Source organism: Paenibacillus sp. J22R232, from assembly GCF_056269165.1.
Genome location: NZ_JBWDNK010000005.1, coordinates 69960 through 87079, shown reverse-complemented (window position 1 = coordinate 87079; position 17120 = coordinate 69960). Strand labels below are relative to the sequence as shown.

Below are 17120 nucleotides of genomic sequence, written 5' to 3'. Positions count from 1 at the left end.
TAACAAGTAAAGTCTGGTCCCATTTGCCTTAGTTAATGCCTTGAGACTTTTTAAATAACAGGAGGGTTTGTAATGAGTATGTTGAAAGCGCTTACCAATCGTCTCTTTATTGGTGTCGGTCTTATGATGCTGTTGTTTGTCTTGTCTGCACCATCCGCTAGTGCTGCAGTAACGGAGCCATACAAATGGAACAATGTCGCTATAGGCGGAGGAGGTTTCGTTACGGGGATGGCCATCCATCCGACGGAGCCGGATCTCGTATATATCCGAACCGACGTTGGGGGGGCTCACCGCTGGGATCCGGTCAATCACAAGTGGATCCCGCTCATGGATTGGTTGACAGAGCCAGATGCTAACTTATACGGGATTGACAGCATCGCTCTTGATCCGTCGGACCCGGATGTGGTCTATGTGGCGGCCGGCACATTCGAATGGCCGAAGTGGGATATTCTTAAATCTACGGATAGGGGAGCTACCTGGACAAAAACCGGATTCTCTAAAAAGCAATTTGCTAATGGGCCGGGCAGGGATTTGGGAGAACGGCTCGCGGTCGATCCAAACGATGGGAATATTATTTTCATGGGATCACGATATGACGGGCTGTGGAAAAGCACGACCGCTGCCAGCCCAAATTCATGGGAGCGGGTTGACGCCTTTCCAGCCATCGGCAATGCTCCATATGGATTAAACTTTGTCGTGTTTGATAAGAACACAGGAACGCCTGGGAATGCCACACAGTCCATCTATGTCGGCGTGAGGGGCAGCGGCGTGTATCAAAGCACGAACGGGGGGCAGACATGGGCTCTGATGAGCGGAAGTCCGCTGAACCCGAATCGGGCAGTTGTCGCTTCCGATGGTTCATTGTACGTGAGCTACAGTGGGAATGTTTCTTCAGGCACTCCTTCGGGCGTTTCCAAGTTTGCTGGTGGAGCTTGGGCGAATATAACTCCGCCAAGTGCGGCCCTGTACAATGGCATTACTGTTCATCCGACCAACCCGAACATTGTGATGGCCGCTGTTCAGAATACGCCGACCGGTTGGATTTATCGTTCTACGGACGGGGGGGCAAATTGGGACAGGGTGATGACCGTCGCTCATCCGAATGTTCCTTGGTGGGATTCATTTGCCAACTTTACAGCAAGCCTGACGATCGATCCGGTTAACCCCAATCGGGTATGGTATACCGACTTCGTAGGCACATGGAAAACGGATGATATAACGGCGAGTCCATCCCATTGGTACACATACGAACAGGGTCATGAGGAACTTGTGACGTTCGCGCTGCGCAGCACACCAATCGGCGCTCCGCTGTTAAGCGGACATGCCGATATGGATGGCATGCGCCATACGTCATTGACCACTTTTCCGAGCGTTAATTTCTCAAACCCGGACTTGGGCGATACGACCTCGATCGATTTCCAAGAAAGTAATCCGAATTTCATTGCTCGAGTAGGCGGCACTCGCTGGTATGGAACGGGTGGAGGAGGATATTCCACCAACAACGGCCAAAACTGGACTGCATTCGTCAATCCACCGGGTGAGTATGGACGTGTTGCGGTGTCGGCCGCGAGCGAGACGATCGTCTGGTTGCCGCAGAATGGCGCGCCATTCTATTCAACTGATCGGGGACAAACCTGGAATCCCTCTATTGGCGCGCCAGCAAACTCAATCCACACCTTCTGGACTTGGTATCAGCCACTGGCATCTGACAGGGTAAACAACGACACGTTTTACCTCCTAGATCGATCGACAGGTCAGTTTCATCGCAGCACAGACGGCGGTGTCACGTGGCCGATCGCATCCACCTTCTCGGACACGGAAGATATCACGTACTACAGCGTAAAGGCGGCTCCAGGGATGGCTGGCGAAGTGTGGGTCAGTCTTGATTCAGAGGGGCTCATGCGATCCAGCGATTCCGGAGACAATTGGGAGAAGCTACCCAACGTGCAGCGAGCGAAGCTGTTTGCATTCGGGAAAAATCGGCTTGGATACAGCCATCCGACGGTTTTCGTCTATGGTACGGTGAATAATATTGCGGGGATCTTCCGTTCTGACGATTTCGGTGCCAGCTGGGTAAAGATTGACGTACCCGACCCAACTGCAAGCAATTTAGCGAATACGATGGAAGGTGACCGTCAGGTTTGGGGCCGTGTTTACATCGGAACTGGCGGCTCAGGCGTGTTCTATGGCGAAACCTTGATGAGTGAAGGGATTGATACTGAACCACCGACGGCGCCGACGAATTTATCATCTCCGTCGCAAACCGCCACTACCTTACTCTTATCATGGACAGCATCCATGGATAACACCGGAGTAGCGGGATATGAGGTTTACAGGGGCAGCACTTTAATTGGCAGCACCACTTCAAGTACGACGTTTACAGCTACGGGTCTATCGCCAAGCACAGCGTATACGTTTACCGTAAAAGCGAAAGACGGAGCGAACAACAAATCCGCGGCCAGCAATACGCTTAATATTATAACAGCGGCTCCTCTATCGCCTCCGACTAATTTGTCATTGCAGTCGGCTGCGGGAACTAGCATTAGCTTGAGCTGGAGCCCGCCTGCCAATCTTACCAACGTTGCTGGATATAATATTTACAGCGGATCTAGGTTTATGGGAACGACAACAGCGGGAACGACATTTACCGTCACGGGACTTCTTCCAGGTACATCGTATACGTTTACCGTCAAATCGAGGGATACCGCAGGCAGTACGTCTGCGCTCAGCAGCGCGTTAGTGGCGACAACCCTATCGGGTCCGGGAACGCTTGCCTTCAGCGACAATTTCGAGGACGGCATCGCTGACGGATGGACCACACAGAATGGAACCTGGGCCGTTGCAGCAGCGGGCAACTCTAAGGTTTATAAACAATCGACCTGGCAGGCGGCTATGGCTTACAGCACAGTAGATGCCAGCACCTCTGACAATTACAGCGTGGAAGCGAGCATCAAAATGACATCGTCTGATTCCGATCCTGCTATTGGCATCGTGGCGAGGTACGTTGATCCGAGCAATCACTACTCTTTCCGTTACAGGGCAGGTAAACTTCAAATTGTCAAATATGTAGGCGGCACCTACTCTCTCTTGGCTGAAAAGAGTTTTGCCATGCCCATGAATGTTTCCTACACGTTCACAGCCTTATTAAATCATAAAACCCTTGATTTTTATGTTGATGGGGTTAAGGAATTAACGGTTCAGGACACGAGTCACACCGCGGGGAAAATGGGCTTATTTTCTTATAAAGTAAGAGGGGATTTCGACGAAGTAAAAGTCATTCATGATCGCGACTTCGCGTCTCCGATCATACCGAGTAATCTAACAGCGCTTGCGAAGAGTGAGAGGACAGTCGATTTGTCATGGAGCGCTTCATCGGATAATGTAGGCGTAGCCGAGTATGAAGTATACAACGGCACGACTTTGGCTGGAACAGTAGCATCAACAACCTATACCGTAACCGGTCTCACTGGAGGTACCACCTATACCTTCACCATTAAGGCCAAGGATGCGGCGGGGAACGTATCTCTAGCAAGTAATCCACTTCATGTCACGACAGACCCTTACTTGATTAAACCGAATAAAACACTAGCCACAGTCACCATTGACGGCATGTTAAATGAAGCTGTATGGACGATGACGAAGACGCTGAGCAAGACCACTTATGGCACTCCAAATCATACTGCGGATTATGGCGTGTTATGGGATAACGAATATTTGTATGTTGGAGTGAAGGTGAACGACAGCCAGCTTCATAATGATTCTGCTGCTGTATATTTGGATGATTCAGTTGAAATTTACATCGACGCTAATCACAATAAAGGCACAACTTACGACAGCTATGATCGGCAGTTTATTAAGGGCTGGAATGACAGCACACTGTTTGAACAAAACGGTCTGTCCACAGGCGTAAATCATGCATGGGCTGCAATTCCAGATGGGTACAGTGTGGAATTAGCGATTCCATGGAGCTCGCTTGGCATTGTTCCGACTGCGGGCATGTCCATTGGCTTCGATGTGGCGGTCAATAATGATGACAACGGCGGTGACCGTGACGGACAGCTGATGTGGGCCGGAACGGGCAGCAACGGGACAGACACCTCCATGTTCGGGGATTTGGAGTTATCATCTGTAACCATAGGGGATACACAAGCGCCAACGATTCCTACCAATCTGACAGTGCAATCACATACCGATCGGACAGCGACATTGTCTTGGACGGCATCGACAGATAATGTCGGCGTTAAGGAATACGAGATCTATAACGGTAACACGTTAGCTGGAACGGCAACATCAACAATCTATACGGTTACCGGGTTGATGCCAAGCACATCCTACACGTTCACGGTGAAGGCAAAGGATGTGGAAAACAATACTTCTGAGGCGAGTAACGCGGTTACCGTCACGATGGACGTATCTTACACACAACTCCAAGTTAAGAAAACATTAGATACCGTTACGGTTGACGGATCGTTGGACGAAGCAGTTTGGGTCATGGAGAAGCAGGTAAACAAAGCCGTGATCGGTACCCCGAATAATACCGCCGAGTTTGGTGTGCTGTGGGATAACGATTATTTATATGTGGGGGTCAAAGTAAATGACGATGACCTGTACAATAACTCCATTAGCACATTCTTAGACGATTCCGTCGAAATCTATGTAGACGGCAACAACAATAAGGGAACCTTCTATGACAGCTACGACCGGCAGTATATCAAGGGCTGGAACGACAACGATTTATTCGAAGTGAGAGGTCTCAAGGATGGCGTACTGCATGCATGGTCCACGATCCCGGGCGGGTACAGTGTGGAGATGGCGCTTCCATGGAGCTCGCTTGGTATTACGCCTTCTGCTGGCATGACCATCGGCTTTGATGTGGCAAATAACGATGAAGACGACGGTTTTGACAGGAGCAGTCAGCTGTTATGGTCGGGAACGGTCGACAACTGGAGTAACACGTCTGCGTTCGGGGAGATGCAGTTATCTTCCGAAACGACGACAGATCTAGCCACTAAGGTTCAGCTCAAAGACAGCAACGGAAATCCACTCAGCGGCGGTATTGTTTCGTACTATGACGGTGGATGGAAAGACTTTGGCATAACCGATCATACGGGTACAGTAAAAAAAGTTTTGGCGAATAAGAGCTACACCTTCTCCATGAGTTACGAAGGTACGAGCATGCAGAAGGTGCAAAACACCGTAACTGATGCTTTAGTTATCTTTCAGACGGTTAATGTCAATATGCAGCTAAAGGATAGTCAAGGGAATCCGTTAGACAGCGGCAATGTGAGCTACTATGCTGGAAGCTGGCGGACTGTTGGAGATACAAGCGGTGGAGAAATCAGCAAGGAATTGTTGCCGGGCTCGTATACGTTCAGCATGACTTATGAAGGAACAATAACGCAGAAGCTGCAAAATATCGAGACAGATGCCGTAGTTGTCTTCCAGGCGGTTAATGTCAAGGTGCAGCTAAAGGATAGCCAAGGGAACCATTTAGACAACGGCAATGTGAGCTATTATGCTGGAAGCTGGCGGACCATAGGAAATACAAGCGAAGGAGAAATCAGCAAGGAATTGCTGCCGGGCTCGTATACGTTCAGCATGATTTATGAAGGAACAATAACGCAGAAGCTGCAAAATATCGAGACAGATGCCGTAGTTGTCTTCCAGATCTGAGAACGAGAAGAGCCGAATAGGTACGAGAACTGTTATAATGATTGACTAAATAAAGAGGCTCTCTGAGCTTATCTCACAGATAAGCCCGGAGAGTCTCTGTTTTATGAAAAAGATTACTAGCTTCGTACTCATTGATATAAAAACTAATTTTGTGTTATTCACTTCAGAATTATGACCATTGTATTGCCTAGATCGCTCATATAAAATGTAGTTGTCACAGCATTTTCCAATCACTTAACAGAGATTGGAGAGAATGGTGGCCATTATGAGAATCGAGGGGCGATACAAGATGATCTCCATACGGCGGTGGCTGCCCTCCAAAATAAAATATAAGCTTTTTTTCGCTATTTTGTTATTCGTATTTGTTCCTCTATTTATTTTTCAAATTCGCAATTATAGTCAAATCGAAGAGATCCTCCGTCAGAAAGTGAATTGGCAAACAGAACTACAAATTGAGCAAGTGAAGGAGAAATTCAACTTATTACATACGAATCTGTTAACGCATGCTTTAGAGATTGAGAATGATCCGCGATTTTATACTTGGCTCACTCAAGGCGATGGCAGCCTAGCAGATTTGGATACAAGAAGAATAGAAATAGAAAATGAATTGGCGCATATTAACAGCCGGAGTTCGCCGAACAGCGTTTTTGTATACTATTCGCTAGTCGACAAACAAGGTCAGGTCTTTACTTCGTACACGCCTCTTAAGCAGTTGCGGGCAAATGATGTATTAAGTAATCAGGGATTAACCCAGATGGCCGAGAGTGGGCAATCGCTTATTTGGTTAGAAGAAGAAATGGGGGATATTGGTGTTTCCTCCCATAACGAGCGGCAGCTATCGCTATTGTCCGTATTGCAGCAAGGGAATGAAGAGCCCTTTGGTTATCTGCAGGTTAGCTTCGATTATGACAGTTGGTTGAAATCAATCATTCGGGATTTTCCCGTGTTCCAAAATTATTTCTTAATAGACGCAGATGGGCAGATTCTCTCTCGTACGCGCAACAGTGCGAGCTTGGCTGCTGAATGGATTGAACGGTTTCATAAACCTTCCAATAGCGCGCAGGAGTACTTCGATCGCAAATCCAATATGCTGTTGAACGTTCAATATTTATCCGTTATGGACTGGAAATTGGTCAGCCAGTTCCCGTTTGATTCATATATCGGAGATATTAGTGGGATGAAACAGCAGTATTTGAAAACGTATACAATTTTCATCGGGCTTTTTGTTTTCATTACATTTGTCATATTATCGAGCTTGACTCGACCGCTTCAATTGCTTCAAAGGAAAATGGATAAAATTGTGAGCAGTAATTTTCGCGACCGATTAAATGTGAAGCGAATGGACGGGGAGGTACTGGCTTTGGCTCAAAGCTTCAATCGGATGACGGATGATATTTATGAGCTATTTACCAAGCTCAAATTGGAAGAGAAGCAAAAAGAAGCGATGCACTTTCAAATGCTGCTCTCCCAAATGAATCCTCACTTTTTACTTAACACACTAAATATGGTGAAATGGCAAGCCGTCTTAAGTAAGCAGGATGATATTGCTGAAATCTGTCTGAGTCTGGGCAAGCTTCTGGAAACGAGCCTGAATACGAATGTTGATCTGATATTTGCTAAAGATGAGCTTGAGCTCGTTCGTGCTTATGTCTATATCACTCAAAAAAGATGGCAATATCCATTTGAAGTTATCTATCTCGTAGATCGCTCGCTAGATTATGTGCTTGTCCCCAAGCTGAGTCTTCAGCTGCTTGTAGAGAATTCCATTCATCATGGCTTCTCAAAGCTGAAGGATAAAGGTCGAATTGTTATACGAATGACGGAATTAGGGCAGAAGCTTGTCATAGAAGTTGAGGATAATGGCATCGGTCTGAAGCAAGCGGAACAGATGAGTATTCTCCGCAATCGTAAGCGAAATGGGATCGGATTGACTAATTTGCGTGAACGTCTGCGGCTCTTATACAAAGGGGAAGCATCCTTCACCCTTGAAGAGCTGCCCCAGGGAACGTTAGCCCGTGCGACTATTCCGCTACTTGTCTCGAATCCGTTCTTGGAAGGGGAGAATCAACTTGTGGAAAGTAATTCTGGTTGAAGATGAGGTTTTTGTGAGGGATGCGATCAAACAGCTGATCTCTTGGCATTCATTAGGTTTCACTCTGGTAGGCGAAGCAGGAGACGGCTTAGAGGCTCTTGAGCTAATAGAGCTGCATAAACCAGATCTTGTCATATCGGATATAATCATGCCTGAGTTGGATGGAGTGATGCTTCTACAAACAGTACGTCAACAGGGTCTCGAAACCAGGTTTATTATGCTGACGTGCATGAGTGACTTTGAATATGCGCGGAAAGCTTTGGAATATGGTGCGTCTGGATATATTTTGAAGCTGTCAATGGATATTCGTACCCTTGAAGAATCGCTCAACAAGGTGAAGCAGGAGCTGGAGAAATCAGCAGTGCAGTCCCGGGACAAGCTGTTTCTGAACATGCCTACAATTATTGATCGAATTTGGAGAGTGATAAGTGCAGTACCAGCAGCTCAGAACCATATGGAATTAGATGTAATTGATGCAGATCTGAGTAACAAAGGAATTCAAATAAGCGCGATATGCTCCGTGCTGCATGGGTCAGACCACCTGCCTTCTGTATTTATAAATTGGATAGAGAGCTCAGGAGAGGCTCAAATCTATACGGATATCGGTATTTCAACGATCATTACTTGGTCGCGAAATTCGATGCCAATCGATCTGTTGGAACAGGATTTTTCTAATCGTTATGCCTATAGGAATGCCAGCAGTCTGAAGCAAATTCCAGCGTTATGGTCATCCCTCCTTACGGAGCTTAGCGACTATTGGTATGGCGATCAGGCTTTGGCTCATAGCGGCGAAGAAAGGAATGAGAATGGGGAGATTCTATGGGAAACAGAACGGCGGCTGATCACAGCTATGGAACAGGATGTTCCTGAAGAAACGAATAAAGAAATTCGAATGGTATGGGATGAGATGAAGCGGCGCCGGCTTCCCGTGCATAGAGTTAAGCGAATGGCTGCTCATATTGTAAGTCAATATTGCCGTGTAACGACTACGACCTTAAATCCGAATCCGATGATAGAATCGCATATTGAATCAGCCATCTCGCATGAACAGCTATTATCCGATTTGTTAAACGAGATTGTGCAGGATATGAAAGGTAGGAGCTACAAGTCTATTCCCGTAACGGACCATCCGGAAATTAATAAGATCTTGTCCTATATACATGAACATTACGCTGAAAACCAGAACGGCCTGAAAGTTATGGCAGATTATGTGAATATGGATGAAAACTATTTATGCGGTTTATTTCGAAAGAAAACGGGAGAAACACTTATTCAATACCTTCAGCATGTTCGGATCAAGCAAGCGATTCGCTACTTGGAATCGACTAATCTAACTGTTAATGAGATTAGTCAGTTGGTAGGTTTTGGGAATGATCATTATTTTATCAAAGTGTTCAAAAAGCTGTTGCTTATGACACCAAATGAATATCGTAAATCAAAAGCTTTCCGATAGTTATAGCATTGGTCATGCTCCTAATACGGAATACACGGTTTAAATATATGTTTGTTTACTAGGAGGTTATTGGATGAAATCAAGAATTGCTTATTTAGTAGAGCCCAATCAATTTGAGATTAGAGAGACAGAGACTGTTTATGGTGATGATGAACTGCTCGTAAAGGTGGAGGCTTGTGGATTATGCACATGGGAATTAAATCACTTTCATGGCAGGATCGGCAAGACACCAATGAGCCTGGGGCATGAATGGGTTGGGACCGTTGTGGAAATGGGAACAAATACGAGTGGCTTTATGATTGGTGATGTCGTCACAGGACTCCCGAATCAATTAACTGGTTTTTCGGACTATATTGCCGTTAAAGGAGCTGCCTCCTTTAAAGTAGGTCCACATATAAACCCTGTCCATGCGCTCGGAGAACCATTGAAATGTGTGATTACTGTCATACGTGGTGCTGCACCGGAAGCGGGTGATTTTGGAATTATAATGGGTGCGGGACCGATGGGCTTATGGGCTATTCAAGCTTTGTCTGGTAAATTACTAGCTGGTTTAATAGCCGTAGATATTGATGACGAGAAGCTCGCGCTTGCCAAACGTTACGGGGCTACACATACCATTAATGCGAAGCGTGAGCAAGTGCCGGAACGGATTAATGAAATTACAAATGGTCATTTAGCGGACTTTGTCATTGAAGGAACTGGCAGCGTATCCGTTATTAACGATTGCATCCAGTTGTTAAAGTATGGGCGAGGACGCTTGGTATTAATGAGTGCTTATAAGTCTGCTGGGAGTATTGATATGGAGACAGTTATTAATAAATCCATTGAGATTCGAGCTACCCACCCTGGATATTCTTTGAATGAGGTGGACGATCAACGACGTGCTGTTTCATTGCTTAATAATGGTGTATTTCAAATGGATCAAATTATAAGCCATGTGTTCGAGCTGGCTGACATTCAAAAAGCCTTCGAAAGTCTTGAAAAACGACCACCTGGATATTTAAAAGGAATTGTTGTTCCGAATAAATACGGGAGTTCATATTCTGGATTTCACGGTTAGGAGCAAATAATGGAGTCTTCGTAATGCTTGAGGGTAACTAGATGCATTTTGTAAAATGGTTCTAACTAGGGCCCATGCTATTATGATGGGCTTTTATAAACCAGGCTTTAAACGATAGCTGTAAGCGCATTGGAAAACAACATAATGCAAGAGAGGCGGCAATGTTAATGGACAAAATTAACATAGGTATGGTTGGGTACAAGTTTATGGGTAAAGCACACAGCAACGCATATCGAGCACTCCCGATGTTCTTTCCGAAGTCGGCGGTGAAACCGGTATTGAAGGTGATCTGTGGACGCGATCCGAGAGGAGTCGAGCAAGCTCGTGAGCAGTTTGGATGGGAGAGCTCCGAGACGGATTGGAGACAGCTCGTTCAGCGTGATGATATCGATCTCATCGATATTAACGCGCCAAGCGATGCACATAAGGAGATTGCGCTTGCGGCTGCAGCGGCAGGAAAGCACTTGTTCAGCGAGAAGCCGCTGGCCATGACGCTGGAGGACGCGCGCGAGATGCTCGAAGCTGCGGAGAAGGCGGGCGTTAAGCATATGGTCGGCTTCAATTATCGATTCTCACCAGCGGTTCAGCTTACAAAGAAGCTTATTGAAGAAGGCAGAATTGGTCAAATCTATCACTTCCGCGCCAATTTCCTGCAGGACTGGATTATCAATCCGAGCTTTCCGCTGGTATGGCGACTACAGAAGGATATTGCGGGTTCAGGCGCGCACGGCGATCTGGGAGCACACTTAATCGACATGGCTCGGTTTCTCGTCGGTGAGTTCAAAGAAGTGATCGGGATGAGCGAGACGTTCATCAAGGAACGTCCGCTGGCATCGGCAGGGACGGGCCTCAGCGCCAAAGGCGGCGTGGAAGAAACGCTCGGTGAAGTCACGGTTGATGACACGACGCTGTTCATCGCTGTACGAATGGCTTCGAAATTAATGGAAGCAAGGGCAGCATCAAGTTCGATTTCGAACGTATGAACGAGCTGCAGGTGTATTTCACGGAGGATGCAGAGGATGTTCAGGGCTTCCGCCGCGTACTGGCAACCGATCCAGCGCATGCCTATATGGATGCTTGGTGGCCGGCAGGACATTCGATCGGCTTCGAGCATACGTTCACACATGAGGTGCTTGAATTCATGCAGGCAATCGCTGAGGACCGTCAGCCAGTTCCAAATTTCCATGACGGCGTGAAATGCCAAGAGGTGCTCGAGGCGGTAGATCTGTCGATTGCAGAGCGTCGTTGGGTATCGATTGACGAGCTGTTATTAACACTCTAGAAAGGAATGTGAAAAAGATGAAAAATGGAACATGCTGGGTAGATGAGGAAGGGAATTTCATTCAGGCGCATGGCGGGGTTATCATTCAGGTTGAAGATACTTATTATTGGTATGGAGAAAACAAAGATGCAGAAACGCAGGGCAATCGTGTTCCCTTCCTAGGCTTTTCCTGTTACTCCTCCAAAGATATGCGTAGCTGGCATAATCAAGGCGTCGTATTGCGAGCTGTGGAAGATGACCACGAGCATGAGCTGAGCACGAATAAGGTAGGGGAACGGCCCAAAGTGGTTTATAACCAAAAAACTAAAAAATTCGTCATGTGGTTTCATTTGGATGACGCATCATACCATTATGCTCGAATCGGAGTAGCGGTCGCGGACGCTCCGGCAGGGCCGTTCGAATATCAAGGCAGTTTACAGCCGAGCAGCAAACACAAGGATAGCAGGGATATGACCTTGTATCAAGATGAAGACAATAACGTCTATCTAATCTGCAGCACGGATTGGAATGCTACCACGCTGATTTGCCAGTTGAACGATGACTATACAGGGTTGACTGGCGAATCCAAACTCACGTTTATTGAGCAGTTCCGTGAAGCGCCGGTTGTAATCAAGGAAAACGGAGTTTATTACATGTTTGGTTCCGGCTGCACAGGGTGGAATCCGAATGCGATGTTATATGGCTCCGCCAAGGAAGTGATGGGATCGTGGCTGCTCATAGACAACCCATGCAAGGGGCCGGATTATCGCAAGACCTTCCATGGTCAGACGTCGAACGCCTTCAAGTTAAACGAGCAATGGTATATTATGCTGGATCATTGGGACAAGGACGATTTGAGAATGTCGGGGTACAGTTTCCTTCCGATCCGATTTATCGGTAACGAGGTTGAAATCCCTTGGAAAGACGAGTTCTTGGGGGTATAACAAGTCTCATATTTATAAAACAAGCTGATCTTTGGGTAACATGAGGTCAGCTTTTTTTGCTTTTAAGGGATTGTGTTGAGATATAAGTTTATACAAACCTTGCGGATGTATACAGTGAATATTTATTATTTTAATAGCCTCTCGGAATTAAAAATCCGGAAAAGGGGGGTCAAGTGGAGAACTTGAGGTACTGAGCTGGAAAAACTGGATAATGAAAACCAGTTTCATAAATGAGCAGACTCCACCAATTTTCATTCTTGTATTTTTAAAAAGTATTAGCTGACAGCTGGATAAAATAAGTTCTTAGCAAGATCCCAGTGTTCTTTCTGGTCCAGATACCAAGCATCGAGATGCTGACAGGTCATGATGCCATAAAGGCGCATGTCCCACATCATGGTCGAGCGATGTCTGCCGGATTCGAGCTTGTAATCAATCTTCTCGCGCTTGTTGGAACGTTCAATGGAAGTGCGACGCTTGTAAATGTTCTTCCATGTATCCGAACCGCGCACCGTGTTTGTGAAAAGACGGAGATTGCCATGAGCATGGGTGTGGTACGTTCTCCCGTATTTGGCGTTGGAACAACCGCTGGACGGGGAATATCTCCACTTCATACGGCCTTTGGATTTCTCAAATCCGTTGGGTTTCATCTTATTCCCATTCGGGCAAATGGGAATGCCTTCTGGCGAAATGACAATGTCGCCGCTGGTCTCCATATTTTTCTGGGAGCGCTTATTTAGATCAATAAAGGGTTCGATGTGCTGGTGATGAAGCAGCCTGTAGATGGCTTCAGCATCATGGGCGGCATCGAGAAGTATTTAATCGACCGCGCCCAAGGTGAATCGTTGCTTAAATTCGACCGTGCTGATTAACAAATTGATGGAATCATGTCTGGAAGCAGGATGAAGTCTCGGGTATAGAGGTAGATCGTATGGACTGGATCGTCTACACTTAGTTGGACAGAAAAAATAAGGGCTTGTAGAATAAACCTATCATCATGAAGGAGCGGAACTCTACAATGGATTGGCTACAGTAAGTTGAACAGATAAATAGAGGGCGAGTATGAAAATATGCTTTTAAAACCTACAGGTTCAGGACAGGACTCTCCACTCCTATCTATACTTTTGCACTCTTATTGAGTGCAGGCCACCCTTTGGGTGGCTTTTTTGTATACGTGACCGATCAGACGTGTCGAACTTGCGGGAACATGCTTACGAACAGCTGCACTATTGGAATCGTTTTATTAGAGTAAATTGTGCGCTCTCTACATGGGTGAAATCTCATTTGGGATGGTAATTGTGCCTCAACTGCCTCGAAGTCAACTATAACAGGTAATCAAATTCTTCATAAGAACGCACTTTTTTTAAACATGCTTTAAAAAGCTAAAGCCAGTAGACCTTTTAAACGGAATGGCGAAAAAGAAGATAGTTATGGAAGGCCATCTATTAATACAATTGTTTAACAATTAAAACGGTAAGAGGCTTTATTTTTCTAAAGCATATTTAAAATAATAGCCTTCTTATGAAAAGTAAGAATGCCTGTTATAGTTGATCCCGAAGCAAGTGAAGTTCACTTACAATCCTAATGAGAAGAGGGTTTGCAGATGTAGGCATACAACATCGGAAAGAATAGTATGGAAAGTAGATGCTTTTACGCTTATGGTATGCCCGGTTTGATATAGAGGCAAACGTCGCTTTGACGCAGTAAGCATACTCATTACAAAACCGTGCGAATTGTTTATCGAAGCTTCGCTTCATCTGCTATTGGATGTGAATTCCTCGGATGCTGTATATGGCAGACGATGTATTAGAAATATTATATTGGGTATATTTTGTGGATTCTTTGTATCCAGATGGTTTGAATACTTTAGTAAACTTGCCGTACAATCCGGGTTTGGCTGCAGGGGATACGGCCGTGATGTTGGCAAGTGATCGATTGAGTAATGAAGTGAGGGCGGGTGAGTTAGGACAATACAAGTTGGAATAAGCGAAGTTAATTAATTTATTTCCATTTCATTCTTTATCATTAATACGAAAGTTCTATGTGACGTCAGGGTATTTGCATTACTGAGTAACGATGAATCAGCAGTTTGATATTAATACGATTTTGGATGGATTCACTAGTTAAATGGAACCCACCCATATAAAAGAGCTTGCCTCATTACCCTTCAATGAAATGAGGCTCAACGAGTTGCGGTAAAGAAGGAGATTCCCATTCTGTTTTCCATCGATTTATTTCATTAAATACGCTTGAGAATGATTGTCCCTTTTCTGTAATTGAGTATTCGACTGTCACTGGAACAGTGGGAAATACTTGGCGTTTAATCATTTGATGTTGTTCTAAATTCCGTAATGTATCTGTTAATCCTTTCGTATTTACGTTACCTAAATTTCTTCGCAATTGATTAAAACGTTGAGGTTCCTTTAGAAGCTCTGTTATGACTAGAAAAGTCCATTTTCCCGAAAGAAATTGCAACACTTCGGAAATCGATTCGATACAAGGCATATCAAAATTCGAACATTTCAATTTCATCAACCTACTTTCTTTTTTAGCATTAGACTAAAAAGTAAACTTTAAATTAATTATACTAAATAGCGATTTAAATGTCACTACGGGAGCTCCTTGGTCCCGGATGGACATTATCTTTATCAGCGTTGGCCAATTCAAAACGCGCCTGATGATGCTGCCAAGACGTTGACCACCATAAGAAGGAATTAAGCCGCCGTACAGACCGACAGGATTTACAGCTTCCCAATGCCTAATGGGAGATGATTGAACATTTTATTCCATTTACGGATTAACGATAACGTTCAACAATGGAGAAATTATTATGGATGTATCTTGTGCTAAATCGTTTGAAGGCATTCCCGTGTCCATTCTTGACACTACAAATATTGTTCGAATGAATATGCCCAATATTTGGTCTCTACACAGAAACAAATGTATTTGGGTGCGTTAAGCGGGCGAATGAAGCCTCTCGTGCCACCGTTTAGAGATATGCGACAGTTAGCGTCCGCGAAAGTGATCTACATGCTTAACTTAACTCGATGTACCGCAGTTTGACGATTGATCAAGCGTAGAAGGAATTGAGAAATGTAGATAGGTATCATATAGCATTTGAAATGTTAAACAGGACTTGAGGACTCATCATTCCTCGATCCATTAAAGAAGGAGTGGAGAAATAGTGAGTGATCGTATAACAAAAGCGAATATGTTGTTGTTAATTATTGTTTGTTTTGCCCAGTTCATCGAGGTTATGAATGGTTCAACAGTAACCGTCGCATTGCCTTCCATCCAAACGGCGCTTCACATGCAGGCGAACGATTTGCAATGGATTGTCACTTCTTACGTGCTGACGTTCGCATGTTTTCTGATGATAGGAGGACGAGCAAGCGACTTACTTGGAAGAAAACGTGTTTTAATGATTGGTTTGGCAATTTTCGCGGTATCTTCACTGGCCGGCGCCTTGGCGACTGATAAGATCTGGCTGATTGCCAGTAGGGCGATCCAAGGAATCGGGGCGGCCCTTTCCATTCCTGCGGCGATGTCGCTTATCAGCAACAATTTCCCGGTCGGACCGCAGCGTAACAAAGCATTTGGAATTTTCGGTGCCTTAGGGTCAGCGGGAGCGGCGGGCGGATCGATCGTCGGCGGATTACTAACGGATTCTGTGGGCTGGAGATCGTTGTTTTACCTGAACGTTCCGCTTGGCATCTTGCTAATCATTGGATTAATTTTCGTGAAAGTAAATCCTACCGTAAAGAGCGAAAAAAAGTCCATCGACTGGTTTGGACTGATTTCTGTACTGGCTGGTATTTTCGTTCTGGTCTATGGCATCTCCATGCCTGATGTCGACGGGAGTTGGTCGGCTGCGAAGATTACTCTGTTGATAATCGGCGTAATATTAGTAGGCGTGTTCATATTGGTCGAAAAATATGCCAAGAATCCGTTAATGCCACTTCGTTTGTTCAAGTTTCGCTCGCTCGTCACGTCCAATATCATAGGTTTTTTGATGTATTCTTATTTGACCGGATTTATGTATTTCTCGACTCTGTATTTCCACGAGCTAGGTTATTCGTCTTTAGCTACCGGCATGGCTTTCTTACCACTTGGTTTTGCATCAATCGTTGTAACACAAATCACGCCGTTCTTTATGCGTAAGTTCGGGGCGAAAAGACTGCTGATCGTCACGCAGTTGATCAACGCAATTGGAATGTTTTGGTTAAGTAATATGGGTATGGATAAAAGCTATGTCTCGTTTATTCTCCCAGCCTTTATCGTGCTAGGTTTGTCGGTCGGCGCGTCCTTTACAGCCGTTATCGCCGGTTCCATGCAGGATGTAAAACCTGAAGAGCACGGAATTGCCGGCGGTATCGTGAACACGTTCCTACAACTCGGGGGAAGCTTGGGCTTATCCATTTTGGCGACAATCGCGACGACTGTTACTGCATCGGCTGTAAATGAATCTGCGAATCAGGCTATGTTATCAGGCTTCCATACAGCATTAATCGTAAGTGGATATTTTGCGATCGCTGCCTTGTTTCTTGCATTCATGAACGGCGGCAAAAGAGAGATTGCCGGGGCTGTTCCTCAAGAGATGCATGTTTAAAACGTAGAAGGGAGAAGCTATGCACGTGGCA

9 protein-coding genes and 1 pseudogene are annotated in these 17120 nt (G+C 45.5%); 8 read left to right on the top strand and 2 right to left on the bottom strand.

The genetic code is table 11. The annotated features are described in order from the left end of the window. Positions 1 to 72 precede the first annotated feature (72 nt). The 6 genes and pseudogenes from AC0YN3_RS16775 (at position 73) to AC0YN3_RS16750 (ending at position 12483) form a co-directional block, all read left to right on the top strand. A complete protein-coding gene (locus AC0YN3_RS16775; RefSeq protein WP_475776149.1) occupies positions 73 to 5673 on the top strand; it encodes a sugar-binding protein in 5601 nt (1866 codons plus the stop codon). Between the two features lie 289 nt (positions 5674 to 5962). Beyond that, entirely contained in the window at positions 5963 to 7765 is a 1803-nt protein-coding gene (locus AC0YN3_RS16770) for a sensor histidine kinase (protein ID WP_475776148.1), read from the top strand. Further along, the gene (locus AC0YN3_RS16765) at positions 7743 to 9218 is read left to right on the top strand and encodes a response regulator transcription factor (protein WP_475776147.1); all 1476 of its coding nucleotides are present in this window, start codon (positions 7743 to 7745) and stop codon (positions 9216 to 9218) included. Before AC0YN3_RS16770 ends, AC0YN3_RS16765 begins: the two co-directional genes overlap by 23 nt. 73 nt (positions 9219 to 9291) lie before the next feature. Next, a complete protein-coding gene (locus tag AC0YN3_RS16760) occupies positions 9292 to 10278 on the top strand; it encodes a zinc-dependent alcohol dehydrogenase (protein WP_475776146.1) in 987 nt (328 codons plus the stop codon). A gap of 167 nt (positions 10279 to 10445) precedes the next feature. Next, positions 10446 to 11560 (top strand): annotated as a pseudogene (locus AC0YN3_RS16755) (Gfo/Idh/MocA family protein). A gap of 17 nt (positions 11561 to 11577) precedes the next feature. Next, the gene (locus tag AC0YN3_RS16750; protein WP_475776145.1) at positions 11578 to 12483 is read left to right on the top strand and encodes a glycoside hydrolase family 43 protein; all 906 of its coding nucleotides are present in this window, start codon (positions 11578 to 11580) and stop codon (positions 12481 to 12483) included. A gap of 275 nt (positions 12484 to 12758) precedes the next feature. On the opposite strand, the gene AC0YN3_RS16745 is transcribed toward AC0YN3_RS16750, so the two are convergent. After that, a complete protein-coding gene (locus AC0YN3_RS16745; protein WP_475776144.1) occupies positions 12759 to 13196 on the bottom strand; it encodes a hypothetical protein in 438 nt (145 codons plus the stop codon). Between the two features lie 1075 nt (positions 13197 to 14271). Between AC0YN3_RS16745 and AC0YN3_RS16740 the strand changes: the two genes are divergently transcribed. Then, positions 14272 to 14466 carry a hypothetical protein gene (locus tag AC0YN3_RS16740; RefSeq protein WP_475776143.1) on the top strand — a complete coding sequence of 65 codons (195 nt, stop codon included), beginning with the start codon at positions 14272 to 14274 and terminating at the stop codon, positions 14464 to 14466. 174 nt (positions 14467 to 14640) lie between these two features. Here the strand turns inward: AC0YN3_RS16740 and AC0YN3_RS16735 are convergent, their stop codons facing one another. After that, positions 14641 to 15012, bottom strand: coding sequence for a winged helix-turn-helix transcriptional regulator (locus AC0YN3_RS16735; RefSeq protein WP_246432029.1), 372 nt, complete (start codon positions 15010 to 15012; stop codon positions 14641 to 14643). A 652-nt stretch (positions 15013 to 15664) separates the two neighbouring features. On the opposite strand from AC0YN3_RS16735, the gene AC0YN3_RS16730 reads away from it, so the two are divergent. Continuing rightward, entirely contained in the window at positions 15665 to 17089 is a 1425-nt protein-coding gene (locus AC0YN3_RS16730) for an MFS transporter (RefSeq protein WP_475776142.1), read from the top strand. Positions 17090 to 17120 lie beyond the last annotated feature (31 nt).

Excerpts from the sequence above, each read along its gene's own strand:
- AC0YN3_RS16735 (WP_246432029.1), bottom strand. The coding sequence starts at position 15,012 with ATGAAATTGAAATGTTCGAATTTTGATATGCCTTGTATCGAATCGATT.
- AC0YN3_RS16770 (WP_475776148.1), top strand. The coding sequence starts at position 5,963 with ATGATCTCCATACGGCGGTGGCTGCCCTCCAAAATAAAATATAAGCTT.
- AC0YN3_RS16775 (WP_475776149.1), top strand. The coding sequence starts at position 73 with ATGAGTATGTTGAAAGCGCTTACCAATCGTCTCTTTATTGGTGTCGGT.
- AC0YN3_RS16750 (WP_475776145.1), top strand. The coding sequence starts at position 11,578 with ATGAAAAATGGAACATGCTGGGTAGATGAGGAAGGGAATTTCATTCAG.
- AC0YN3_RS16745 (WP_475776144.1), bottom strand. The coding sequence starts at position 13,196 with ATGGAGACCAGCGGCGACATTGTCATTTCGCCAGAAGGCATTCCCATT.
- AC0YN3_RS16760 (WP_475776146.1), top strand. The coding sequence starts at position 9,292 with ATGAAATCAAGAATTGCTTATTTAGTAGAGCCCAATCAATTTGAGATT.
- AC0YN3_RS16740 (WP_475776143.1), top strand. The coding sequence starts at position 14,272 with ATGGCAGACGATGTATTAGAAATATTATATTGGGTATATTTTGTGGAT.